Below are 22,914 nucleotides of genomic sequence, written 5' to 3'. Positions count from 1 at the left end.
TAAAGTCATTGTTAATCAACTTGATATTTGTCGAGCAGACCGACCCAGCGAGTTGCTGAGTCGGTCTGCTGCTAGGCCATCAGGTGAGGGTGTCAAGACCCTGCTGAATGCCTGCCTTGCGCTCGGTAGCGCTGGCCTTGAGCGCGTCGTATTCGGCCTTGGCCTCGTCGCTTCGGTGTTTTGCCGCTTCGACCTCGGCGTCGACCTGCTCGATGGCTCGCTCGAACACACGCCGTGCGTCAGACCGCGCGTCCTCCGGCGTGGTCTCCCGTCGCCGCGTCCGTGACGGTCGATCGGGATTTTGGTTCTTCGACCACGTGTAGAACAGGCCGCGAATCGAGTTGGTGGGCTGGCCGTACTCCTCGGCCAGCTTCTTGAACGCGTCGGCCTTTGAGGTGCCGGCGGCGATCATCTCCTCAACGCGCGTATAGACCGTCTCGGCCTTCGTCATGGATTCCTCCTTGCTGTGAGATGGCTGATCGGCCAGCAGAAAGACCGAAGCCCTTCCACCGGCCGCACAGCCATCCCGGCGCTCACGCAGCATCCTGTTCCAGCTCATATCCGGCTCGTGCTCGCGCGACCTGGGCGTATCGCGGAGCCAGCTCGATGCCGAGCCCGTCGCGTCTCAGAGCGCGTGCGGCTCTTAAAGTGCTTCCGCTGCCGACGAACGGATCGAGCACCAAGCCGGGCCGGGTCGCGGCCTCGCACCCACATGGCACCAGCGGCCTCGGCTGCGCCTGTCCATCAACTTGCTTTACCGGCTCGGTCGACCGACGCCACGGCTGGCCGCACTTGATGCACACATGCTCTGGGCAGGTGGCGAGGATCGGGCGACGGACGAGCGATTCGGGGAACGTCGCAAAGTGGCCGCCGGTGTTGCGGCCGGGTGGCAGCGACCAGACATCGGTCGGGTTTCTTCCGAGCGGGTGGCCGGTTCGGCCCTCGGCGCTCATCTTGGCAAGCCCGATGCGTGGTCCCGCTAGATCGCCGAGCACGGCGATTGGGGTCACGACTACGGCACCGGCCTGCTTGGGGCGCAGGCTGCTTTTGAGCGGTAGCCGGATCGGGTCCAAGTCATAGAAGTAGCGCCCCTGCTTGACGAGGTGGTAGACGAACTCGTAGCCGTTGGTCAGGCGGTCGGCGATCGGGCTGGGTAACGGCGTTGTCTTGGCCCAGATCGTGCGGTTCCTGATGATCCAGCCGTCGGCCTGGAGCGCGAGCACAAGCCGCTCGGGACCGAGCAGCAGCGACTTGGCGGCGGCCCCGTACTTCGGATGCTTGGAGTAAGAGTCCGACACGTTGAGCCAGAAGCTCCCGGTTGGCACGAGCACCCGGTGAGCCTCAGCCGCCACGCGCCGTAGTCCTTCGACCCATCCCTCGACGTGTGCTTCCTGGCCGAGCTCCTTGGGACCGGCGTCATAGCTTCTGAGCCGAAAGTACGGCGGAGAGGTCACCACGCAGTCCACCGACTCGGGCGCCAGTGTTGCTAGGACGGACGCGGCGTCGCCTTCGAGGACGACGTTACGCGGCGTCACGCGTGCGCCTCCGAGGTGAGCAGTGGCACCAGCGCCTCGTGTGTCGTCACCACATGAATCCGTTTCGTCTCACCGTCGAGACGGTCGATGGCACTACTGAGCACCCCAGCACGACGCACATCCGGCACCGCCCAGATCACGCGCGGATACACGCCCTCACGCCGCTGTTCCTCGCCCGAACGGTAGTGCTGGCGATAGCGCTTCAACTTGGCCGCGATCGTGCCAACCGCTTCCGTCGCCCTGTCGATCTCAACGAACCAGCGGTCCTCATCGACCCGCCCGGCGCCGAGCCGCAGGAACAGGTCGGGCTTGAGCACGACCGGCGCACCCATGAGGCCGAGGAACGGTCGCCAGCAGGTCGGCTCGGTCTGCACCTCGATGAGGTCAAGCGCCCCAGTCGCCTGGGCTTCGTGGAGTAATACCACCGCCTCGGAGATCGCCAGAGCATGGGCGACGTAGCGCTCACCGGGAACGCCGGCCCGCTTGCCATCGAACCCGATCCGCGACAGCAGTCGATGTCCGGCCGCACCGACCACGTAGACAAAACCTTCGCTACCGGCCCGCACCCCACCCCGACGACCATCCGTCCGATCCAGCACTCGCCAGGCAACCAATCGGGATAGGGCCCGACGAGCAGCCCGGGCCGCACTCTCGTCTTCAGGCCAGAACCGGCGCCGGAGCTGATTACCGCTAACCAGCCTGAGGCTCTGGACGAACAGCAGGACGTCACGGTCGAGATCGAGCAGGTCGCGGTCGATGCGGTCAAGACGCTGCCGGGAGATACGAGACATGGGCGAGGGAACGGCCGAGTCTTTCGCCATCCTTACCGGCGCAGAACCGGCCTCAGACCGGGCATTTCGTGGCGCTCCACTCGACGCGAGCGGACGAGCCAGCGGACTCACGACATCCTCCGTCGTCGCCCGATCGAGGACGCCTCGTCACTAGCGATATCGCCAGCTGGGCCCTCATCTTCGGTGACAGGCGCGGGAGCGCCATAGGCATCTGCCGAACGATCTCGAATGCTCTCGGCCATACCGGTCTCCTGCGGCCAAGGCAGCGAGCGTCCGGTGACCACCGCCACGTGACTGCCAGCGCCGACGCCAATCCGTGCGCCGACCTCGAACGGTCCAAGCGCCTGGACATCTCGCTCGCTCAAGCCCGGCATCTCACGCGCCAGCCGCTTGGCTTCATCCGCTCCTGCCCGGAAGGTGAGGAGCGTGGCTGCGTTCCCTAGGAGCGCCGCCCGGGTCCCTTCAGGAATCCGGGCCAGGCTCTGGACGCCGACGGTGACGCCTGCACCGAGTCCTCGGGAGCGTTCGAGCAAAGCTTCCAGGCCCACGGGAAGAGCCGCCACCGTCGTCAACTCGTCCAAGTAGATGAACAACGGATGACGCTCGTTGGCCGGGATCGCAGAGCGAGCCTCGATGGCGCTCCAAACCTCGTACATCAGGATGGCACCCAGCAGGCGCGCCGCCGGTTCGCCGATGCGCCCCGGGGCCAGTGAAACCAATAGCCACTTGCGAGCGGCCAGAAGCTGCCCCACGTCGACGGTCGCTTGCGGCGACGCCAGCACCGCCCGAATGGCCGGCCGTGAGACGAGCGCGGTGACCTTCGACATGGGGGACTGGACATGCTCGATTTGAGCAGCCGTGCTTAACGCATCAAAGGCCGCCCACTGCGACCGCACGTAGGGATCGCTGACGCGGGCAATTGCCTGCCGTCGGAATGAGGCGTCCCCAAACAATCGCCCCACATCGGCGAGCGTTGCATTCGGGACCTCAGCCAGGGTGCGTAACGCCAAACGGCCATATACCTCGGTGCGGATTCCCGTCGAACTCTTGAACAGCGCCGACAGTGCGCCGAGCAAGACATCGGACCGCAAGTCCGGGTCCCCGACACCCAGCACATCGAGCGCCGGGCTCGGACGCGCGTCAGCCGGGTCGATAACCACGATCCGATCGGCGTCACGCGGGTCAACGCGTCGCAGCAGGTCCTCGATGAGGTCGTGCTTGGGATCGATCACGACACCGCCATGTCCCGCGCGAATGTCGCTGAGGATGCTGCGCCCGATCAGCGAGCTCTTGCCCGATCCGGTGGGACCGACCACCGCCATGTGGTGGCGTGCGGCTTCGGGACTGAGCGCAACGGGTCGCTCGCCTCGGTTGTCGCGTCCGATGAAGATGACGCGGCCAGTTCGGGGAACGCCGGCCGGAACCGGACGTTCACGTACGCCACCGAGTTCAAGGCCAGGTACTAGCTCATCACCGAGCGGCCACCCCAGGATCGGAAGCAACTCGCCGAGACTGAGCCAACCGCTCGATCGCGTTACCCGCGGCAGGCCGCTGAGACTGCGGCCGCGCGCATCACTGGTCGCCTTTACGACGCCGACTCGGTTCTCTCGGGCGTGAACAGCACTCACAACGCCATGAGCCAGTTGTCGGGCACGAGTCCGGCTCGCCGCATGGACGAGCAGAAGTCCAGAGACTTGGAAGCCCGTGCTGGACACCTTGCGCTGCCAGAGCCGTACGGCAGCTTTGTCCTCCTGGCTATCGTTTCCGTCGGCCGGACTCCAGGTTCGCGGTCGCGACGGCATGACGGCCCAACGAAGCACCATCTCCTCACCGCTACGTAGCTGGGTGAATCCGGCGAGCACGGAACGTGAGCCGTGCTCGATCTCCCCCTCATGCAAGACCAGCGGCGTCGGTACGAACAGCTTGATCGCGTACCGAGACAACCCACTCGGGGCATCGTCCGTCTCAAGCCGGATGCCCGGAAGGGCTGCGGCCAGGCCACCCGCAACCACCTCACGCAGATCATCGGATATGAGCAGAGCGTGCGAGATGCGGCGCTCCCGTCCCCGCACCTCGAAGACCATCTCCTGTCGCCAACCCAGACCGGACAGACCGCGCAGCGCCGCCATCGCCCCACTGGACTCCGTACCGAGAGGGAAGCGAACACCGAGACGTACGCGACCGGCGCGCATCTCGGCCGCTCGCCGGGTTTCGTAGGCAGCCACAGCCGCCACCAGACCCGCCCCACCGCAGACGGCGAGTGCCGCCGGGACAAGCTCGGCGCTCATGAGGACGCCGCCTTTCGCCCCTGCCGCTCGTCCCGTTCCTGCTGCTCGCGTCGGCGCTTCTCCTCCACCTGGCGCTTCGCCATCGTCCAGAAAATGAACGAGACGGTCGAAGCGTCCAGTTCCTTCCTGGGCACTCCCTTCACCCTGATTCGTCGTGCCATATGTTCAAACACCTCCTTTCTCGTTAATCGTCTCTAGTCCACTGCGCCGCCTGCGCTTGTTGATGTACTTATTGTCAGCTGCGCGAGGGTGTTCGGTCTTTGTTCGCCCGAGCGAAAATGCGGCCAGGAATAAGCGGCTTCGCTGGGACTTCGTACAGCGGCCAGCTACCAGCGATCCGTCCACGCCCAAATCACCCGCAGCGCGCCGATCACGACCGCCGCTACGAGCACCAGCGGCACCAGACGCGAAAGAAGGCAGACGAGCGTCGGCCCGAAAACGAGGAGGGCGACGAGCAACCACACGATGCTGGTGGTGTTCATCGCTCCTCCCACGCCTCCCCATCGATGTAGTCGGTATCTCGGGCTGCGAAGCGACCAGGGCCAGGACGCCGGCCGTCTGCGTATCGCTGCTCAGCAACGATGCGTCCCATCTCATGGGCGGCCGACAAGGCGATGCCATTGATCTGGTCACGGGCGGCTTGGCGCTGGTACTCGTGTTGGAACGTGAGCCGCCGTAGCTGATGCCGCCAGTACCAGCGCTCATACAGCCGACGTCGAATACCCATACCTACTGCCCGGCCTGTCGCACGACGTCGGCGATGGCGAAGGTCGCGGTGTCGGTGATAAGGCGCACGCGAGCTTCGAGCAACGGGTTGGCGCTGCCACAAACGAGGCCGAACTCCGTGGCGCTGAGAAAGCCGACCGCCGCCTGCCCCTGACTTGCCGCATCCGCGACACGCTGAATCTGAAGCGCATCGGCACGGCGGTCGACCATCGCTCGCATTTCCTGCCGTTCGAGTTGGCGACCGACCTGCTTCTGAACGCGCCGCGACGGGAGTTGCCCTCCCGCGCGGATAGGCAGATTGCTCATGTAGCCGGGCCTCCCCGGTGGTCCTCGACCAGAGCCGCAACCCGAGCGGGAGCAAGTCCGTTGTCGGTGGCTACTGCCGCGATTGCTGCCGAGTCGCTCAGACCGAGCCGAACGAAGCGGGTTACTTGGGCCTCAAGAACAGCTGCGATTTCTCGCGGAGTGAGGGGTGGGTCGTGCATGAGTGCCTCCTGTGTTGGGCTAGACCGGACAACCCGGCTGCCAGGAGTGCGAAGATTTCCGTGCCTCAGTCGCGGACCTCAAGGTTCCTCGCGAGGAACCCACTTGCTATGCCAGCGCCCGATCTACCTCTCTCGACAGACGCGTTGGGCGTGTTCGAGCGCACGCTCGCGCGCCTACATGAAATAGCGCTCAAGCCCGCCCCAATCATTCGCGATGGGATCGCTGAGGCGTTGCAGGAGTTTTCAGAGCTTCCAGTATTCGTGCTAAGTGGCCGCGAGTCGGAGTCGCTTGCCGACGAGTTGCTCTCACTCGTGGATGCGCGTCCTGAATCGGCGCGGAAGGCTCTTCGACTCACTTTTGCGCTAGACCGGCCCAGGCTGAGCCTGACGAGGCGACGTAAGCTCTGGTGGCCTAAGGGCGGTGGCACGATAGTTCGGCTGGCCGAGATCGAGCATGTCTCCGGATTGCTGTTCGCGCTACTTGCCGCCAGCAGCACAACGCCGTCCGACGAGATGGGCGTACTTAGCGGCTTTGCGCTTCGCTGGGTAGAGCTGCGTCTCAAGATGGATCATCGAGGCGTCGTCCCAGAGATCACCATTTACGCGGATTGCGTGCGAGACACTGATCGTGTTCTCGCCCTACCCCTCCCAGAGGAGTTTGCAGGGCTTGCTGACTGTACTGTCACTATTCGCGATAATTCACCGCGAGGTGCAGAGGAACCCTTTGGCCCTCAGGCCGAGCGTGAGGGAGCCGATGTGGTCGGGTCGTTCTTGACAAACCAATCGTCACCGGCACACGGCGTTCAGTGTGTCCTAGGTCTGACCCGTTCCTATACCGCTGGAATGAAGGTCCGACTCGTTTTGTCGACCGACCGCAACTACACGCCCCTCGTCCGTGAGGAGGTGCGACGGCTGTGGTGGCGCGGCAGAGGGACGGAGTTAATAGTCAACCTCATCGTGACCACACCACCCGGGACACTGTTCACGTGGGCAACTGGATGGGTCCGGCCCAACGACGCAGGCGCCGGAGCTGCTGCTAGGGACATGGTCGAGGTCCAGCGACTTTCCAAGGATGCAGACGGCAACCCCTGCAATTGGCTGGGGTACGCGTGGCCCATGACCCCTGTGCCGTACGGATATACCTGCGAGCTGGAATGGGAGTATCTCGCAGACAAGCAGCGAAAGAACCGTTGACTTAGGTGGTCAGTTGTGGTATAACTTATGTTGCTAGCTGGCGTTGTTGCTCTCGCCCGGATGCTGAGTGATCTCGGCATCCGGGCCAAGGACAACAACGAAAGGACCCAATGCCCGCCGTCAACAAGGTCGTCGACACGACGTACTGGATTTGGGACGGACCAAGCAATCGCGGTCCGGGTAGCGAGCCAGTCATTCTGGTCGCACGCTCGTGGCGCGTCGGTGACATACACGGGCACGCTGTGCTGTGCGCCTACCTTCCTGTGGGCGAGTCCTCGCCCACAGATTTGACCGCCCAGACGATGCTCATGCCCGAGCCCGAGGATTTCGCCGAGGCAATCGGTAGCGGTCGCGCGAGACTCATCGGACGGGAATCCGCCGATCATAGATAGTGACTTCTTGGGTTCGCCACGATCTCGCCGGGCACCCCAGGCCCAGCAGGTCACCGACGAGCAACAAGCTCGTCGGTGACCTGCACCAACGCAATCATCAACGTCGCCCTGTCACAGCTACGTTAACCGCTGAACTTCGGCGTGACCGTCGACCGACAGGGCAGCGAGTCTCCCGTACCGCTGGACGCGAGTTGCTCCGGCACCGTCCCGGCCGCCACGATCGTTTTTCCTACGCAGGCGATCACCCGCGGGCCACCAACCCGGATGTCGGGATCAGCGCCGTAGGTGAAGGAGTCCCCACCGAGCAACAGCGTCGGAATACGCAGCACGCTGTGCTGGCCGAGGGTGGCGGCGCTCGGCGACGGATCGTTGGGCGAGATCGCATCCTCGAAGATCACCCACATCGTGAAGTCGTGCGGGGTGTTCGGCTCGACCTCGCCAAGGTCGACCACCTGACTGAGACCGCCGTCGCCGCACTCGGGCCCCTCGGAGTAGTTCATCAGGAACTCTGTGGCGTAGGCCGGATAGCCAGCATCCCGATTGAAGTCCGACAACTCGACGTGCGCGGCCAGGCTGGAGGTGACGGTAGTTCGCAGGTCCAGCCGAGCAACCATCGCACGGCCGCCAGCTGCACCCGAGCAACTCGCCAGCGCTTCCTGATCTGCGTCTGAGCCGCCGAGGGTAGTGGCCCTGTCGAAGTGGCCAAGAACCTGCGCGCGGTCTCCACCTTGGCCCTTGACCGTGATCACGAAGTCGGGACTTGCGAAGCTAACCCCGCTGGAGCTCGGCGAGGCTGAGTCCTGACTCGGATCGGGCGTCGAGTCCTCGCTGGCCGTGGGGTTCTTCTGCAAGCCAGCTGCCACACACCGCGGGTCGATGGGGCCGTGACTGCAAATCTCCTTAGCGAGCGCACCGCACGCCGGCCCCTCCCCTGGCCGCGCTTCGGTGATGCACGGTCCCTTCTCGGCCTGCGCCTTTGAGTCTGTCGACCCACAGGCCACGAGACCGAGCGCCGCCACCACAAGAGCCGCGGCCACGATCGTTCGCCACAGCTGTCGCTGCGTAGCGCCCACAGGGCGCCACTCCTTCATACGCATTCGAGTTCCTCGCTCGCTCCGATAGGGCTCAGGCGACGAGGCATTGAGACCACTCGCCGATCCAAAGCATCGGATATATCCGATGGACGGATTCGAGTCAAATCGCCAGCGTGCCGAACAGTGGCCGCCCAGACCCCATCCCCGCGCTCGCTCGGTGCTGCGGTACGGGCTAGGCGCCAGGCCAAAGACATGACGCTCGAAGCCCTCGCCGACGCCGCCGGCATGAACGTCACCTACGTCTCAGACATCGAGCGTGGTCGCGGCAATCCCAGCATCGGGAAGCTCGGCGACCTCGCCGCCGTCTTCGAGATGCGCGTCTCGGCCTTGATCGCCGAGGCCGAAGACCGCCCCGAGCAGTAGACACTCCCCGCCGGGCTCGGGTCCGGGCACTTTGACCAACACCGGCCAGCGGCGGCACCTTGCCGGGCCATGTCTTTTCGACCCCCGCCCGGCCCATGAACACCCACCGCTGGTGCGACGGCTGCCACGACGAGATGTCGCTCGATCAGCCGGTGGCAACCCTCGAGGTAGCCGGCCCCGATGACCCTGACCAAGCCAGACCCCTGGGGCACTACTGCCCACGGTGCTGGCGCAGGCTCTCGGCCGCCATCGAAGCCATCGAAGAACTGCTCGACCGACACGACGACGCCCATCTTCAATAGGCCCGTCGACCCATGCACATCACCCGAGAAGAACGCGACGCACTCTGGGACCTGCTCGTCAGCGACCTCATGAGCATCGGCGACCTCGCACTCGTCCTCTCCCGCGGCGACGAAGACGCCGCCCAACGCCTACACCAACGCCACACCCAAGACGTCCGCCTGCTTGACCACATCGGCTGGCAACGAACCCACCACGGCCAGACCTTCGACCTCCCCGTCGAACGCGACGACGAACTCGCCCACACAATCCAACGCCTCGCAACGTCTGCGGCCTCAGCACTCGCCGATGCACTCAGAGGCATCGACTTCGACTCGCTACAACGACTCGCCGCCGTATGCCGCACCGGAGCACGAGCCACGCCACGCGCCTGAGTTAGCAACGCGCGGGTCAACTCATTTGCACCCGTACCGGCGACCCGTCCCGTAACCCTGCGCCTCGATAGCTCCTGTCCTTGCAAGCTTGGACAGAAGCCGAGACCACCGACGTGCCCCGACGTCAATGGCAAGCGCTTCCGCGATCTCAGCCCGCGACGCCAGCCTTCCATAATCGTGTAGGAAGGCCAGCACCGCTGCTGCGTCAATCGGGGGCCGCTCGGACTGGCGCGAGACCCGCTCAGGCGGACTTGCGGGCGATGCCTGAATCCTGCTCACGAGGCGGCCGATCCGATCCATTTCTGCTCCCGACAGGGCCGCCAAGAGGGTCTGAACCCGGGCACAAAGAAACCCGGCCTCCACTTTGGAGACCGGGTTTCGTCCTTCTTGAAATTGGTGGAGACGGTGGGAATTGAACCCACGTCCGCAATCGCGTACGAACGGCTTCTACGAGCGTAGTCGGCACTCTGATCTCGTCTCCCACTCGCCTTGCCGACGGGGTTGTGGGGGACCAGCCTCCTGAAGATGTCCCCGGATTGACAGAGGCGGATCGCCCCGGGTAAGCCGACATGTTGATTCCGGACACCTAGCGGCCGGCAGGCCAGGACCGAAACCTCACCTACCTAGTCAGAGACTAAGCAGCGAGGGCGTACTCGTGAGAGTCCGCACATATGGTTTTCCCGGTGTTTTACGAGGCCTCCGGGACCTCGGCTCGCGACCATCCGTACGGAACCGACCACGTCGAAGCCTGTCGTCCCCGTGTGGATGTGTCGCTCACGAGTGTAGCCGCACACCCAAGACGCGGACACGCTTGCGCGTCGCCGGGTGGGTGCGGTCGGGGCGATCGGTCATCTCGAGCTTCGCGCAGACGCGCAGCGAGCGCTCGTTCTCCGGGTCGACGATCGCCAGGATCTCCTCGATCGCGTGCTCCTCGAAGCCGAAGGCTAGAGCGGCGCCCGCAGCTTCGGTCGCGTAGCCCCGCCCCCACGCGCCGCGGGCCAGCCGCCAGCCGACCTCGACCGCCGGCAGCACCGACGGCAGGAACATCGGCACCGTCAGGCCGCAGAAGCCGAGCAGCCGCTCCTCGACGTCGTCGCGCGCGCTCAGCGCCCAGAGCCCGAAGCCGCGCGTCTCCCACTCGCGCTCGAAGCGCACGATCAGGTCGTCGCTCAACCCGCGACCGAGGACTGCGCCGGTCCCGATGAAGCGCATCACCTCGGGATCGGCGTTGATCGCCGCGAAGGGCTCACGATCCTCCACCCGCCAACGGCGTAGAACCAGGCGATCGGTGAAGCGCGACGTCACGGCAAAAGGAGACGCAGGACCGGTCCGTGTCCGAGGACCTGCTCGCTCTCGCGCCCCGAGAGGCGGCGGTGAACGGCGGGTGGCGCGGCCTCGCACCTCGCGGCCTCGCTCTTGCGCGGATCCGGTCCCGCGTCTTGTCAGCGAAGGTACGCCTCCCCGCTGGCGGAAGTCAACACCGCGGGCGCACAAGGTCCGCAACGTCGGCGCAATATCGTGGGCGCATGACCACGACCGCACCCGAGAACGTCGCCTGGGACCTCGAGCCGCTCGTCGACGGCGAGGGCGAAGCCGGCGCCGACCGCCTGCTCGCCGAGGCCGACCGCCGCGCCGGCGCCTTCGCCGCCGCCCACGCCGGCAAGGTCTCACAGCTCGACGGCCCCGGCCTCGCCGCCGCGGTGCAGGAGCTGGGCGACCTCTCCGAGCTCGTCGGCCGCGCCGGCTCCTACGCGATGCTGCGCTTCTCCGTCGACACCGCCGACCCCGCCAACGGCGCGCTGCTGCAGCGCGTCCAGGAGCGCGGCACGGCAATCGAGACCCAGCTGCTGTTCTTCGACCTCGAGTGGGCCGAGCTGAGCGACGAGCGCGCCGAAGAGCTGCTCGCCGCCGACGGCCTGGACCGGGCGCGCCACCACCTGCGCACCGCCCGCCGCTACCGCCCGCACCTCCTCACCGAGGCCGAGGAGAAGATCATGGCCGAGAAGTCGGTCAGCGGCAGCGATGCGTGGTCGCGGCTGTTCTCCGAGGTCACGAGCGCGATCAAGGTGGAGCTCGACGGCGAGGACGAGCCCGTGGCGCTGGACGTCGCGCTTTCGCGCCTGATGTCCCCGGACCGCGCGCTACGAGCCCACGTCGCCGAGCGCGTGAGCGCCGCGCTGGAGCCGACGCTGCGCATCCGCGGCTACATCTTCAACACGCTGATGGGCGACAAGGCCACCGACGATCGCCTGCGCGCCTACCCGTCGTGGATCTCGTCGCGCAACCTCGCCAACGAGGCCAGCGACGAGTCGGTCGGCGCGCTGGTGCAGGCCGTCCGCGAGGCCTATGAGATCCCGCGCCGCTGGTATCGCCTCAAGGCGCGCCTGCTCGGCGTCGACCGCCTCGCCGACTACGACCGCATGGCCTCGGTCGGCGTCGAGGAGGAGAAGTCCTATGGCTGGGAGGAGGCCAAGTCCATCGTCTTGGACTCCTTCGGCGACTTCTCCGACGTGCTCGCCGACGGCGCCCGCCGCTTCTTCGACGAGGAGTGGATCGACGCACCGGTCCGCCCCGCCAAGCGCGGCGGCGCGTTCTGCGCCTACACCGTCCCAAGTGTCCACCCCTATGTGATGCTCAACTACACCGCGCAGCGACGCGATGTGCTCACGCTCGCCCACGAGCTCGGCCATGGCCTGCACGCCTACCTCGCCCAGGAGCGCGGCGTCTTCGAGCAGCACACGCCGCTGACGCTGGCCGAGACCGCCTCGGTCTTCGGCGAGACGCTCGTCTTCGCGCGGCTGCTCGACGCCGCCGAGACCCCGGAGTCGCGGCTGGCGCTGCTGGCCGAGAACATCGAGGGCTCGATCGCCACCGTCTTCCGGCAGGTCGCGATGAACCAGTTCGAGGACCTCGTCCACACCGCGCGGCGCACGGAGGGCGAGCTGAGCGTCGACCGCATCAGCGAGCTGTGGAAGCAGTCCCAGGAGGAGTTGCTCGGCGACGCCGTCGAGGTCACCGACGGCTACAAGACGTGGTGGTCCTACGTCCCGCACTTCATCGGGAGCCCGGGCTACGTGTACGCCTACGCTTACGGCCAGCTGCTGGCGCTGAGCGTCTACGGCAAGTACCTCGCAGAAGGCGAGAGCTTCGTGCCCAAGTACCTCGAGTTGCTCAGCGCGGGCGGGTCGAAGTCGCCGGAGGAGCTGGCGGCGATCGCCGGCCTCGACCTCGCAGACCCCGGCTTCTGGCGCGCCGGCCTGGACCTCGTCAAGAACCAGCTCGAGCTGGCCGAGGCCGCGGCCGAAGAGGTTCTGGCTGGACGAGGGTGAGGCTCGACTCGACATCGGCGCCACCGTCAAGACGGACCGAGCTCGAAAACGACGCCGCCGATCTCGACCTACACTCAGAGGCGTGACCGACGATCGCTGGATCCCACCCAGCGCCCCTGCCTCCGATCCGCCGCTGAGCACCAACGCCCCCGCGTCACCGGAGGGTCTGGGCCCGGCTCAGGCGCCGCGCCGCGGGCTGCTCAGCCGGCTCGGGGGCGTCGGCGTCGCGATCGCCGCGTTCTTCGGCAAGATCAAGCTCGTCCTGATCGCGCTGACCAAGGTGAAGTTCCTGGTCACCGCGGGCTCGATGGCCGTCTCGATCGTCGCCTACGCGTCGATCTGGGGCTGGAAGTTCGGTGTCGGCTTCGTGCTGCTGTTGCTCGTGCACGAGTACGGCCATGTGATCCAACTGCGACGTGAAGGGGTCAAGGACGTCAGCGCGCCGCTGTTCATCCCGTTCATGGGCGCGCTGATCTGGGCCAAGTCGCTCGGCGGTGACGCGGCGGCCGAGGCCCGCACCGGCCTCGCGGGGCCGATCCTGGGCTCGGTCGGCGCGCTGGCGTGCCTGATCGTCTACGCCTTCACCGGCGAGGACTTCTGGCGTGCGCTGGCCTACACGGGGTTCTTCCTCAACCTGTTCAACCTGCTGCCAATCAGCCCGCTGGACGGCGGGCGTGCGGCGGCGGCGCTGAGCCCCTGGGTCTGGCTGCTCGGGGTCTTCGGGATGGTCGTCCTGGTGTTGACGATCCCGAACCCGATCATCATCCTGATCGCCGTCGTCTCGATCTACCAGACCTACAACCGCTTCAAGCAGTTCCGCTCGGCAGATCCGGCGGTGCGCGAGTACTACGCGATCGAGCGCCGCCAGCGGATCATGATCGGCGCGACCTACCTGCTGCTGATCGTGGTGCTGGCCGGCGCGCTGTCGGCGACGCACCTGGAACGCACGTTGTAGGACTCGCTCAGCGGCCGGCGTCGCGCAGGGCGCGCTGAACGTCGCGCTCCTGGTCCTTGCGCTTCAGCGACTCGCGCTTGTCGAAGCGGTCCTTGCCCTTGGCCAGCGCGATCTCGACCTTGGCGCGCGAGTCCTTGAAGTACAGGCGCGTCGGGACGAGCGTCAGGCCGCGCTCGACCGTGCGGCCGGAGATGGCGTCGATCTCGCGGCGGTTGAGCAGCAGCTTGCGCGGACGCTCGGGCTCGTGGTTGTCGCGCGACGCCGGGGCGTAGGGCGGGATGTGCACGTTGTAGAGCCAGATCTCGCCATCGCGGATCGAGGCGAAGCCGTCCTTGAGCTGGGCGCCGGACTCGCGCAGGGCCTTGACCTCGGTTCCTTGCAGCACGAGACCCGCCTCGTACTTGTCGAGGAACTCGTACTTGTGTGACGCCGTGCGATTGCTCGCGATGTCACCCGGTGCCACCTTGCGCTTTTTGCCCTTGGCCATGCGGCATCGAGTCTAGGTGGTGCTCGCAGAACGGCACGAGCTCGGCCGCGACGCCGGTTGGGTCGGTGGTGTGCGGCACGTGGCCGGAGTCGAAGACCACCAGGCGCGCGTCGGGGATCAACTCGGCGACGCGGCGGCCGAGCTTCAGCGGGATCACCGGGTCGTGGCGGCCCCAGAGGACGAGTGTCGGGGCGGTGATCGCCTTGGCCTCGTCGCGCAGGTCGTGCTCGGGCGAGGCGAAGCTGCGCCACAGCTCGGTGACGGCGCGCAGGCCCGGGTCCTGGCGGGTCGTGGCGACGCCGGTGTCGCGGGCGCGGCGGTCGGCGTCGGTGCGTGCCCGCATGTAGCGGGCCGAGAAGGCGGGGTAGATCCGGCGCAGGAACCACGGTTGGGCCATCAGCGCGCAGAAGGCGCGCACGTGCGGCGGGCGGCCGCCGAAGCCGCCGCCGTCGATGAAGACCAGGCCCTTGACCAGCTCGGGCCGGCGGGCGGCGAGGCGCCCGGCAGCGAAGCCGCCGACCGAGTTGCCGACGACGACGGCGCCCTCGGGCGCGAGCCGCTCCACGAGCTCCTCGGCGATGCCGGCGAAGCGCATGGCGGTCGCCGGCCCGTCGCCGAGCGGCGACTCGCCGTGGCCGGGCCAGTCAAGCGCGATCGTGCGCACATCATCAGGCAGCAGCGCACGCAGCTCGTCGAAGTCGTGGTGGTCGTGAGCGCCGCTGGGCAGCAGGACGATCGCGGGGCCATCGCCGCGCTCGTCATAGGCGACGGGGCCGGAGGAGGTGTCGAGGAGGGGCATGGTCAGCATTATGACCGACCGGTCAGTCATCGTCAATGACCGATCGGTCGGAACCCTCGACCACCCTCAGAAAGGGGTCTGACCCCTGACCGATCGGTCATGTAGGCTCGAGGCGGTGTTATCGCTCACCCACCCCACCGCAGAGGTGCTTCTGGATGCCGGCATCGCCGTGGCCGAGGAGCACGGGCTGACCGGGCTGAGCGTCAACCGCGTCGTCGCCGAGGCGGGTCTGGCCAAGGGCACGTTCTACGTGCACTTCGCCGATCGCGACGCGTTCGTCGACGCGCTACACGCGCGCTTCCACGCCGAGGTCGACGTCGCCGTCGGCGCGGCGGTCGACGGCGTTCCGGCCGGACCCGAGCGGCTGGTCCGCGGCGCCGAGGCCTACCTCGACGTCTGTCTGCGTGATCGGGCCGTCAAGGCGCTGGCGCTCGAGGCACGCACCGACCCGGACCTCTCCGCGCTGATGGCCACCCGCCACGAGCGCTTCGCGGCCGTCGCGGTCCCGAGCTTCAAAGCGATGGGCTGGCCCGACGCGACCGCCGCCGCGCAGCTGCTGGCCGCGATGACCGCCGAGATCGCCGTGCGCGAGCTCGACGCCGGCAAGCGCCTGCCGGCCGCGCGGCGCGCGCTGCGCCACTACCTCGATCCGGGTCGCTAGAAGCTGTTCATGGCAGCTCTGATCGACCCGGATCGCCGCTAGGCCGGCGTCGGCGGCGCGACGTCGAGCTCGACCCGCCCGCGCGGCGCCTCGATCTTGCGGACGACCACGCGCACGGCATCGCCGATGCGGATTGTCGAGCCCGACTCCTCGCCGATCAGGATCGTGCCGACCTCGTTGAGCTCCCACCAATCGCCGCGCAGCTTGCGCGCAGGCAGGAAGCCCTCGTAGCCGTCTCCGAAGACCACGAACGCGCCGGCCCCGACCAACCCCACCACCTCGCCGTCGAACGCCGCAGGCAGCCGACCCTCGAAGAGCTCGCGCTCCAGCAGGAAGGCGCGGGCGACATCGTCGGCCGCACGCTCGATCTGCATCGCATCGCGCTCGCGACCCGACGTCCATTCGGCGGCCTCCTCGAGCGTGTTCGCGCGCGGCGCCTCCTCCCTACCGCCGACGGCGCTCAGCAGCGCACGGTGACAGACGAGGTCGGGATAGCGGCGGATCGGCGAGGTGAAGTGCGTGTAGGCGGAGGAGTGCAGGCCGGCGTGGCCCTTGTTCTCGGGCGAGTAGCGCGCCTGCTTGAGCGAGCGCAGCACCAGCGACGTCAGGCCGAGCCGGCCGCGACCGTCGCGGCGGCGGACCTCCGCGGCCACCAGTTGCGACGCGGCCGCGATGATGCCTGCGGCATCTCCCGGCGCGATGTTCTCCGGGGCCGGAGGTGTCGGCACGCCGAGCGTCTCCAACTGCTCCAACAAGCGCTCGGCCGCCGCCGGCTCCGGCCGCTCGTGGATCCGGTAGAGCGCCGGCACGTCACGCTCACTCAACAGCCGCGCGACCGCCTCGTTGGCCGCGATCATCAGGTGCTCGATCAGCTGATGGGACTCGGTCTGCACCGAGCCCACCGCGGACGCCACATGGCCGGCGCGATCGAAGGCGAAGTCCGGCTCTGAGGACTCGACGGCCAGCGCGCCCGTTGCGTCGCGGCGCTCGCGCAGCGCAGCCGACGCGGCGCGCGCAGCGGCCAGCGGCGCCGCCCACGGCTCCGCCGCCTCCTCCTCGCCCGCGAAGATCCGGTCGACGCGGTCGTAGTCCAACCGCTCGTCGCTCCGGATCCGTGAGCGATAGAAGGCGCTACGCACCACATCCGCTCCATCGAGATCCAGCTCGACCGTGACGGCCAGCCGCTCCTGCCCCGGAACCAACGAGCAGGCGCCGTTGGACAACACCTCGGGCAGCATCGGCTCGACCGCGCCCGGCACGTAGACCGACGTCCCGCGCCGGTAGGCCTCGCGATCGACCGGCGAGCCCGGGCGGACAAAAGCACTTACGTCGGCGATGTGCACCCAGATCCGCCACTGGTCGGGGCGGGCGGGATCGATCTCCTCGGCGCTGATCGCATCGTCGAAGTCCTTCGCCGAGGACGGATCGATCGTGAACGTCGCCAGCGAGCGCAGGTCGCGCCGGGTGGGTGGGTCCGAGTCGGTTGCCTCCACCCGCTCCACCGCCTCCTTGGCCGCTCGCTCGACGCCCGGCGGGAACGCGCGCCGCAGCCCGCGGTCGTGCATCAGCGCCTCGATCACATCGCGCGCCACATCGGGCTTCCCAAGAACCCGCGCGATCTTCGCGTGCCCCTTGGCGCGGCCACCGCTGCGGACGAGCACGAGCTCCCCCGGCCGCCCGTTGCGCCCCGGATCGACCGGGATGCTCTGGCGTCCGCGCGTGTCGAAGAACGGCTCGGCGACGACCAGGCGCCCGCGCTTGGCCAGGACCCCGACGGTGAAGCGCTCACCGCTCCCGTCGGCGCCCGCGCTGCCGTGCTCGCGCGGTGGCCGCCGCCCCTGGCGCGGGCCGCCCCGCGGACTCATGCCTTCGCGGCCAGCACGTCGAGGGCCTTGTCGAGCCCCTCGTCGACCTTGGGCGTCTTCGGGTTGTCGGCAGCCGCCACATCCGGCGTCAGCCCGCTGCCCGTCGACACGCCCGCTCCACCGAGGTTGCGCCCCGACGGCAGGAAGTACTGCCCCGCGGTGATGTCCAGCGCGCCGCCGTTGGAGAGCTCCAAGACCTCCTGGAACACGCCCTTGCCGAACGTGCGCGTGCCGACGAGCGTCGCCCGCTTGCGGTCCTGCAACGCGCCCGCGACGATCTCCGCCGCGCTGGCGCTGTTGCGGTCGACCAGGACCACGAGCGGCGTCTTCGGCGCGATCGGATCGCCGACCGCGCTGAGCGTCTTGGACGGCACCGAGCGCCCCTTGGTCGTGACGATCTTGCCGTCTGACAGGAAGGCGCTGGCCACCAGTTGCGCCTCGGTGACCAGGCCGCCCGGGTTGTCGCGCAGGTCGAAGACGATGCCCTTGGCCCCGCCCTTCAAGGCCTTGCGCAGCGCGGCGTCAAGCTCGCCGTGCGCGCCGGAGGAGAACTGATCGAGACGGACCACGGCGTACTTCTTGCCCTTGATCGTCCGCGTCGACGACGTGACTGCCGGGACCGAGATCGTGTCACGCTGCAGCGTGACGTCGCGGCGCTTGCCGTCGCGGCTGACCGTCAGCTTGACGTCGGTCCCGATGTGGCCCTGGATCAGCGCGACGGCCGCGTCGCTGCTCTTGTCCCGCAAGGACTGGCCGTTGACCCCGACGATGACGTCGCCGAGCGCGAGCTTGGCGCGCTTGGCCGGCGAGCCGTCATAGACCTCGACGATCCGCAGGCCGCCGGCGGCATGCGTGATCTGCACGCCGATCCCCGCGAACTCCCCGCTCTGCTGGAGCTGGAACTTGGCGTAGGACTTGGGATCGAAGTAGTTGGAGAACCGGTCGTCGAGCGAGCTGACGATGCCCGCGATCGCCTTGTTGGCGAGATCCTTCTTGGGGATCTTGCGGTAGTACGTGTCGTTGACGGTGTCGATCGCCTCGTTGACGACGCGGGTGTCCTGATCGCCGACCAGCGGGTCGCGCAGGAAGCCCGGCAGTGCGGACGGGTGGCCGCCGAGGTAGATCCCGGCGCAGAGCAGGATCAGGCAGAGGACCAGTGAGGCGACGGCACGGCGGATCATGTGCCAGACAGGCTAGGGCTGTCGCTGCAGATGCTCGACCAGCAAGGCGTTCACACGCTCGGGCTCGTCGTGGTGGACCCAGTGGCTGGCGTTGGGCAGCCGCTCGACGCGGACGTCGGGTACCAGACGCGGGTCGGGGTCGGCCATCTCGGCCAGCAGGTGACGATCCTGCTCGCCCCAGATGACGAGCGTCGGCGCCGCGATCGGCGTGAACTGCGCCTGGGCGCGGCGCGGCGACTGGCGCAGCGCGGCGCGGTAGTAGTCGATCGGCCCCTTCAGCCCGCCGAGACCCATCAGCGCGGCCTCGGAACGTGAGATGTCCTCCGCGGTATAGGCGCCCGGCTTGGCGTCCTTGTAGAGGCCCTCCAGCGCACGTCGCCCGCCTCGACGCAGCAGCCGCTCGGGCAGCCACGGGATCTGGAAGAAGAACATGTACCAGCTGCGTCGCAGCTGCCGGAACGAGGTGCGCAGCGTGTGCAGCATCCGCTCGGGATGCGGGACGTTGAGCGCCACCAGGCGATCGACCTGCTCGGGGTGGAACGTCGCGGTGCCCCAGGCGACGGCCGCACCCCAATCGTGGCCGACGACGTGTGCGCGCTCCTCGCCGAGCTCGGTGATCAGCCCGGCGATGTCGGCGGCCAGGAGCTCCATGCGGTAGTCCTGCCAGCGCGGCGGCTTGTCGGACTGCGCGTAGCCGCGCATGTCGGGCGCGACGACCCGGAAGCCGGCCTCCACCAGTGCCGGGATCTGATGGCGCCACGTCCACCAGAACTCGGGAAAGCCGTGCAGCAGCACGACCAGCGGCCCCTCGCCCGCCTCGACGTAATGCAGGCGCACGCCGTTGACCGTGACGTACTTGTCCTGGAGCTCCATCCCGGCAGCCTATGGGGCGGCGGGGCTCAGACGCGCAGGAACTTGCGCAGCGAGAGGCTCGAGCCGATCGCGCTCACGCCGACGCTGGCCACCAGCAGGACGATCGCCAGCAGCGCGAAGCCGATCGTCTGCGGCGCGGCGATCAGCGCGAAGTCCGACGCCAGCGGGTCCAGGAAGGCGACCTTGCCGATGCCGAGCAGCAGCACCGCGACGATGCCGCCGAGTGCCCCGAGGACGATGCCCTCGATCACGAACGGCCAGCGGATGAACGAGTCAGTCGCGCCCACGAGCTTCATGACCTCGACCTCGCGCCGGCGCGAGAAGAGGCTCAACCTGATGGTGTTGGAGATCAGCAGGATCGAGGCGATGATCAACAGCACCGCGAGGCCGCCCATGGCGAGCTTCACCACGCGCGTGGCGGTGAGGATCTTGGTGGTCTCGTCCTTGCGGTTCTTGACCTGATCGATGGCGCCGTCGATGGGCATCCTCCCACCCGCGGCCGTGGTCGTGGTCAGCGCATCACGCAGCGCGCCCACGTTGTCGGGCTTGTCGGGCGTCACGCGGAAGGTGTCGGGCAGCGGGTTGGTCCCGAGCAACTCATAGGCCTCGGGGTTGCGCTTCTTCTCCTGCGCATAAGCCTGGGCCTTGGAGACGTACTGGACCTTGCCGACGTGGTCGGTGCGGCCGAGCAGCGCCTGCACGCGGCTGACGTCCTGCTTGGTCGCGTCCTTCTTGAGGTAGACGTCGACGAGCACGCGACCACGTACCTCGTTGGCAGCGCCCGTGGTCGCCTGGACGACCGGGATGAAGACGCCGAGGACGAGCACCGTGACGAGCACCGAGGCCATGGCGGCGAAGGAGGGAATGGCGTTCCGCGAGATCGAGCGGAACGCCTCCTTGATGAAGAAAGCGGGCTTCATAATGGACTACTCGCTCGGGAAGATATCGTCGAAGTCGCCGCTGTCACGCTCGCGCTCGGTGCGCGCACGCCGCGGCTCCGGCGACGGCTCGCGCAGCAGCGCGCCGAACTCGGCGGTGTTGATGTCGGTCGGCGCGTCGTAGCCGGCGTTGTCCTCATCGCGGACGAGGCGCCCCTGGTGAAGCTCCAGCACGCGGCGGCGCATGCGGTCGACCATCGTCGCGTCGTGCGTGGCGACGAGCACGGTCGTCCCGGTGCGGTTGATGCGGTAGAGCAGCTGCATGATCCCGACCGACGTCTCGGGATCGAGGTTGCCGGTCGGCTCGTCGGCCAGCAGCAGCGGCGGGTGGTTGACGAACGCGCGCGCCACGGCGACGCGCTGCTGCTCGCCACCGCTCAGCTGATCGGGGTAGGAGTGCAACTTGGTCGCCAGGCCGGTGAGGCGCAGGATGTCGGGGACCTTGGCGCGGATCTCCTTGCGCCCCTGGCCGGTGACCTGCAGCGCGTAGGCGACGTTGTCGTACACCGTGCGGTCGGGCAACAGCTTGAAGTCCTGGAAGACGATCCCGATGTTGCGGCGGTAGAACGGGACCTTCTTGCGCGTGATCTCGGCGAGGTCGCGGCCGGCGACCCGAATCGTGCCCGAGGTCGGCTCGACCTCCTTGATCAGGAGCCTCATCAACGTGGACTTGCCCGAGCCCGTGGACCCGACCAGGAAGACGAACTCGCCTCGCTGGATCGAGAACGACGCGGTCTCGAGCCCGCCGTTGGTGGGCCCGTAGGACTTGGTCACGCCGCGGAACTCGATGACCGACGGCGCCCGATCCTGCGGCCCCGCCTTGCGCTCCAGCTCCGCCTTGTGGCGTTCAACGATCGCCATGGTCTGACTGACGTTAGCTCCGTGGGCGCCGATCCCTGCCGGTGCACGGCCGCGTGCAAGCCCGTGGGTCGCGCGGCGAACGTCCCCGCGCGGCCCACTAGATTGCGTGGGGTGCCCACCATCACCAGCGAGACCCTCGCCAACGGCCTGCCGCTGCACCGCGTCGCCCTGCCAGGGACGCGCGCGGTCACGATCCTCGTCGCCTTCGACGCCGGTGCCCGCACCGAGCGCCTCGACGAGAACGGCATGGCGCACTTCCTCGAGCACCTCGTCTTCAAGGGCGGCGAGAAGTACGACCACTACAAGAAGGTCAACGAGACGGCCGAGCGCATGGGCGGCACGCTCAACGCCTACACCTCGCACGACCTCGTCGCATTCCACATCACCGTGCGTGCCGAGGCGGCGCTGGAGGCCATCGACCTGCTGACCGACTTCGTCGGCCGCCCGCTGCTGGACGCCGAGGAGCTCGACCGCGAGCGCGGCGTCGTCATCCAGGAGATCCAGCGTTACAAGGACCAGCCGTCGGCCGTCGCCGAGGAGCTCATCGACAAGGCCGCGTTCGGTGAGCATCCGCTTGGGCGCACGGTCCTGGGTCCCGAGGAGCACCTGCGCAGCTTCAGCCGCGAGGGCATCGTCGCCTTCCGCGAGCGCCGCTGGGCCGGTGAGCGTGGCGGTGCGTTCATCGTCGGCAACGTCGACCACGTGCCGGCGAATGGTGAGGTCGGCGCCTTGTTCGAGCGCTTCCCGACGCTGGGCGCCCCGTCGGCCTACGAGCCGACGCCGGTGCTCCAACTCGACAAGCTCGTCGAGCGCCGCGACTCCAACCAGTCGCACCTGCGGTTGATGTACGCACCGGCGGTCGATGCCACCGACCCGGCCCAGCGCGCCGCGCTGACGATCTACTCGACGCTGCTCGGCGGCTCGATGGGCTCGCGCCTGTTTGACGAGATCCGCGAGCAGCGCGGCCTCTGCTACTCGGTCTACTCGATCGACCACGCGCTCTCCGACGCCGCGATCCTGCAGCTCGGCGCCGGCCTGGAGTCCTCCAAGACGGCCGAGGCCTACGCGCGCATGCGCGCGATCGTGGCCGAGCTGCACGCCGACGGTCCGACCGAGGAGGAGGTCGAGCGTGCGCGCGCCTATGCCGCGGGCCGCCGCGTCCTGGCCTTCGAGAACACCAACGCGGTCGCGCGCTTCGCCGCCACCCAGGCGATCGTCTTCGGCGAGGACATCGACCCCGACCGGGCGATCGACGCGCTGGACGCGGTCACTTTCGACGACGTGGCAGCTGTAGCCCGCAAGGTCGATCCCGAAGCGGCGGCCGTTGCGTGCGTCGGACCGCACGACGAGGACGAGTTCTAGGCTTTGGCAACGCTCCGGCCGAGAGCTTCTTCGCCTCCCGTCAAACCCAGCCTGACTCAGT

General features: G+C 67.8%; 23 protein-coding genes and 1 other RNA gene. 8 read left to right on the top strand and 16 right to left on the bottom strand.

What is annotated here, in order from left to right; translation table 11 throughout:
• Positions 1–79 precede the first annotated feature (79 nt).
• The 6 genes from VGO10_RS14615 to VGO10_RS14590 all read right to left on the bottom strand — a co-directional run bounded on the left by VGO10_RS14615 (position 80) and on the right by VGO10_RS14590 (position 5,550).
• The gene (locus tag VGO10_RS14615) at positions 80–544 is read right to left on the bottom strand and encodes a hypothetical protein (protein WP_327469570.1); all 465 of its coding nucleotides are present in this window, start codon (positions 542–544) and stop codon (positions 80–82) included.
• Positions 534–1,454: a site-specific DNA-methyltransferase gene (locus tag VGO10_RS14610; protein WP_327469775.1), complete on the bottom strand. Its 921-nt coding sequence runs from the start codon at positions 1,452–1,454 to the stop codon at positions 534–536. The genes VGO10_RS14615 and VGO10_RS14610 overlap by 11 nt, the downstream gene beginning before the upstream one ends.
• Positions 1,455–1,531: 77 nt before the next feature.
• On the bottom strand, positions 1,532–2,326 hold the full coding sequence (locus tag VGO10_RS14605) for a replication-relaxation family protein (RefSeq protein ID WP_327469568.1): 795 nt from the start codon (positions 2,324–2,326) through the stop codon (positions 1,532–1,534).
• Between the two features lie 107 nt (positions 2,327–2,433).
• Complete coding sequence (locus tag VGO10_RS14600) at positions 2,434–4,614, bottom strand: type IV secretory system conjugative DNA transfer family protein (protein ID WP_327469566.1); 2,181 nt, start codon at positions 4,612–4,614, stop codon at positions 2,434–2,436.
• 326 nt (positions 4,615–4,940) lie between these two features.
• On the bottom strand, positions 4,941–5,096 hold the full coding sequence (locus VGO10_RS14595) for a hypothetical protein (RefSeq protein WP_327469564.1): 156 nt from the start codon (positions 5,094–5,096) through the stop codon (positions 4,941–4,943).
• Between the two features lie 247 nt (positions 5,097–5,343).
• Positions 5,344–5,550 (bottom strand): hypothetical protein, encoded by a 207-nt coding sequence (locus tag VGO10_RS14590; RefSeq protein WP_327469562.1) that lies wholly within the window; start codon positions 5,548–5,550, stop codon positions 5,344–5,346.
• A gap of 425 nt (positions 5,551–5,975) precedes the next feature.
• Here VGO10_RS14590 and VGO10_RS14585 point away from each other — a divergent pair, with 425 nt between their 5' ends.
• The gene (locus tag VGO10_RS14585) at positions 5,976–7,019 is read left to right on the top strand and encodes a hypothetical protein (RefSeq protein ID WP_327469560.1); all 1,044 of its coding nucleotides are present in this window, start codon (positions 5,976–5,978) and stop codon (positions 7,017–7,019) included.
• Positions 7,020–7,533: 514 nt separating this feature from the next.
• On the opposite strand, the gene VGO10_RS14580 is transcribed toward VGO10_RS14585, so the two are convergent.
• A complete protein-coding gene (locus tag VGO10_RS14580) occupies positions 7,534–8,160 on the bottom strand; it encodes a hypothetical protein (protein ID WP_327469558.1) in 627 nt (208 codons plus the stop codon).
• 468 nt (positions 8,161–8,628) lie between these two features.
• On the opposite strand from VGO10_RS14580, the gene VGO10_RS14575 reads away from it, so the two are divergent.
• The 3 genes from VGO10_RS14575 to VGO10_RS14565 all read left to right on the top strand — a co-directional run bounded on the left by VGO10_RS14575 (position 8,629) and on the right by VGO10_RS14565 (position 9,542).
• Complete coding sequence (locus tag VGO10_RS14575; protein WP_327469556.1) at positions 8,629–8,868, top strand: helix-turn-helix transcriptional regulator; 240 nt, start codon at positions 8,629–8,631, stop codon at positions 8,866–8,868.
• Between the two features lie 95 nt (positions 8,869–8,963).
• A complete protein-coding gene (locus tag VGO10_RS14570; protein ID WP_327469554.1) occupies positions 8,964–9,170 on the top strand; it encodes a hypothetical protein in 207 nt (68 codons plus the stop codon).
• Positions 9,171–9,182: 12 nt separating this feature from the next.
• A complete protein-coding gene (locus VGO10_RS14565; RefSeq protein WP_327469552.1) occupies positions 9,183–9,542 on the top strand; it encodes a hypothetical protein in 360 nt (119 codons plus the stop codon).
• A 394-nt stretch (positions 9,543–9,936) separates the two neighbouring features.
• Here VGO10_RS14565 and ssrA read toward each other — a convergent pair.
• Positions 9,937–10,301, bottom strand: a transfer-messenger RNA (tmRNA) gene (ssrA, locus tag VGO10_RS14560).
• Positions 10,302–10,316: 15 nt separating this feature from the next.
• A complete protein-coding gene (locus VGO10_RS14555; protein ID WP_327469550.1) occupies positions 10,317–10,847 on the bottom strand; it encodes a GNAT family N-acetyltransferase in 531 nt (176 codons plus the stop codon).
• 221 nt (positions 10,848–11,068) lie between these two features.
• Between VGO10_RS14555 and VGO10_RS14550 the strand changes: the two genes are divergently transcribed.
• Positions 11,069–12,871: a M3 family oligoendopeptidase gene (locus VGO10_RS14550; RefSeq protein WP_327469548.1), complete on the top strand. Its 1,803-nt coding sequence runs from the start codon at positions 11,069–11,071 to the stop codon at positions 12,869–12,871.
• 82 nt (positions 12,872–12,953) lie between these two features.
• Complete coding sequence (locus VGO10_RS14545) at positions 12,954–13,826, top strand: site-2 protease family protein (RefSeq protein ID WP_327469546.1); 873 nt, start codon at positions 12,954–12,956, stop codon at positions 13,824–13,826.
• Between the two features lie 7 nt (positions 13,827–13,833).
• On the opposite strand, the gene smpB is transcribed toward VGO10_RS14545, so the two are convergent.
• Together smpB and VGO10_RS14535 are read right to left on the bottom strand one after the other, a co-directional pair.
• Positions 13,834–14,313, bottom strand: coding sequence for an SsrA-binding protein SmpB (gene smpB, locus VGO10_RS14540; RefSeq protein ID WP_327469544.1), 480 nt, complete (start codon positions 14,311–14,313; stop codon positions 13,834–13,836).
• Complete coding sequence (locus VGO10_RS14535) at positions 14,276–15,112, bottom strand: alpha/beta hydrolase (RefSeq protein WP_327469542.1); 837 nt, start codon at positions 15,110–15,112, stop codon at positions 14,276–14,278. The genes smpB and VGO10_RS14535 overlap by 38 nt, the downstream gene beginning before the upstream one ends.
• A gap of 115 nt (positions 15,113–15,227) precedes the next feature.
• On the opposite strand from VGO10_RS14535, the gene VGO10_RS14530 reads away from it, so the two are divergent.
• Complete coding sequence (locus VGO10_RS14530) at positions 15,228–15,773, top strand: helix-turn-helix domain-containing protein (RefSeq protein ID WP_327469539.1); 546 nt, start codon at positions 15,228–15,230, stop codon at positions 15,771–15,773.
• A 38-nt stretch (positions 15,774–15,811) separates the two neighbouring features.
• Here the strand turns inward: VGO10_RS14530 and VGO10_RS14525 are convergent, their stop codons facing one another.
• Genes VGO10_RS14525 through ftsE form a run of 5 tightly spaced genes read right to left on the bottom strand, consistent with a single transcriptional unit; the run spans position 15,812 to position 21,491 of the window.
• Positions 15,812–17,638 (bottom strand): ribonuclease R family protein, encoded by a 1,827-nt coding sequence (locus VGO10_RS14525; protein ID WP_327469537.1) that lies wholly within the window; start codon positions 17,636–17,638, stop codon positions 15,812–15,814.
• A complete protein-coding gene (locus tag VGO10_RS14520; RefSeq protein ID WP_327469535.1) occupies positions 17,635–18,819 on the bottom strand; it encodes a S41 family peptidase in 1,185 nt (394 codons plus the stop codon). Before VGO10_RS14520 ends, VGO10_RS14525 begins: the two co-directional genes overlap by 4 nt.
• A 12-nt stretch (positions 18,820–18,831) precedes the next feature.
• Positions 18,832–19,692: an alpha/beta hydrolase gene (locus tag VGO10_RS14515; RefSeq protein ID WP_327469533.1), complete on the bottom strand. Its 861-nt coding sequence runs from the start codon at positions 19,690–19,692 to the stop codon at positions 18,832–18,834.
• 26 nt (positions 19,693–19,718) lie between these two features.
• Complete coding sequence (gene ftsX, locus VGO10_RS14510; RefSeq protein WP_327469531.1) at positions 19,719–20,612, bottom strand: permease-like cell division protein FtsX; 894 nt, start codon at positions 20,610–20,612, stop codon at positions 19,719–19,721.
• Positions 20,613–20,618: 6 nt separating this feature from the next.
• Positions 20,619–21,491 carry a cell division ATP-binding protein FtsE gene (gene ftsE / locus VGO10_RS14505; RefSeq protein ID WP_327469529.1) on the bottom strand — a complete coding sequence of 291 codons (873 nt, stop codon included), beginning with the start codon at positions 21,489–21,491 and terminating at the stop codon, positions 20,619–20,621.
• Positions 21,492–21,602: 111 nt separating this feature from the next.
• On the opposite strand from ftsE, the gene VGO10_RS14500 reads away from it, so the two are divergent.
• Complete coding sequence (locus tag VGO10_RS14500; protein ID WP_327469527.1) at positions 21,603–22,853, top strand: pitrilysin family protein; 1,251 nt, start codon at positions 21,603–21,605, stop codon at positions 22,851–22,853.
• Positions 22,854–22,914 lie beyond the last annotated feature (61 nt).

Source organism: Baekduia sp., assembly GCF_035996765.1.
GTDB lineage: Bacteria > Actinomycetota > Thermoleophilia > Solirubrobacterales > Solirubrobacteraceae > Baekduia.
Note: the sequence above shows the minus strand (reverse complement) of the source record. Positions and strands in the feature narration are given on the sequence as shown.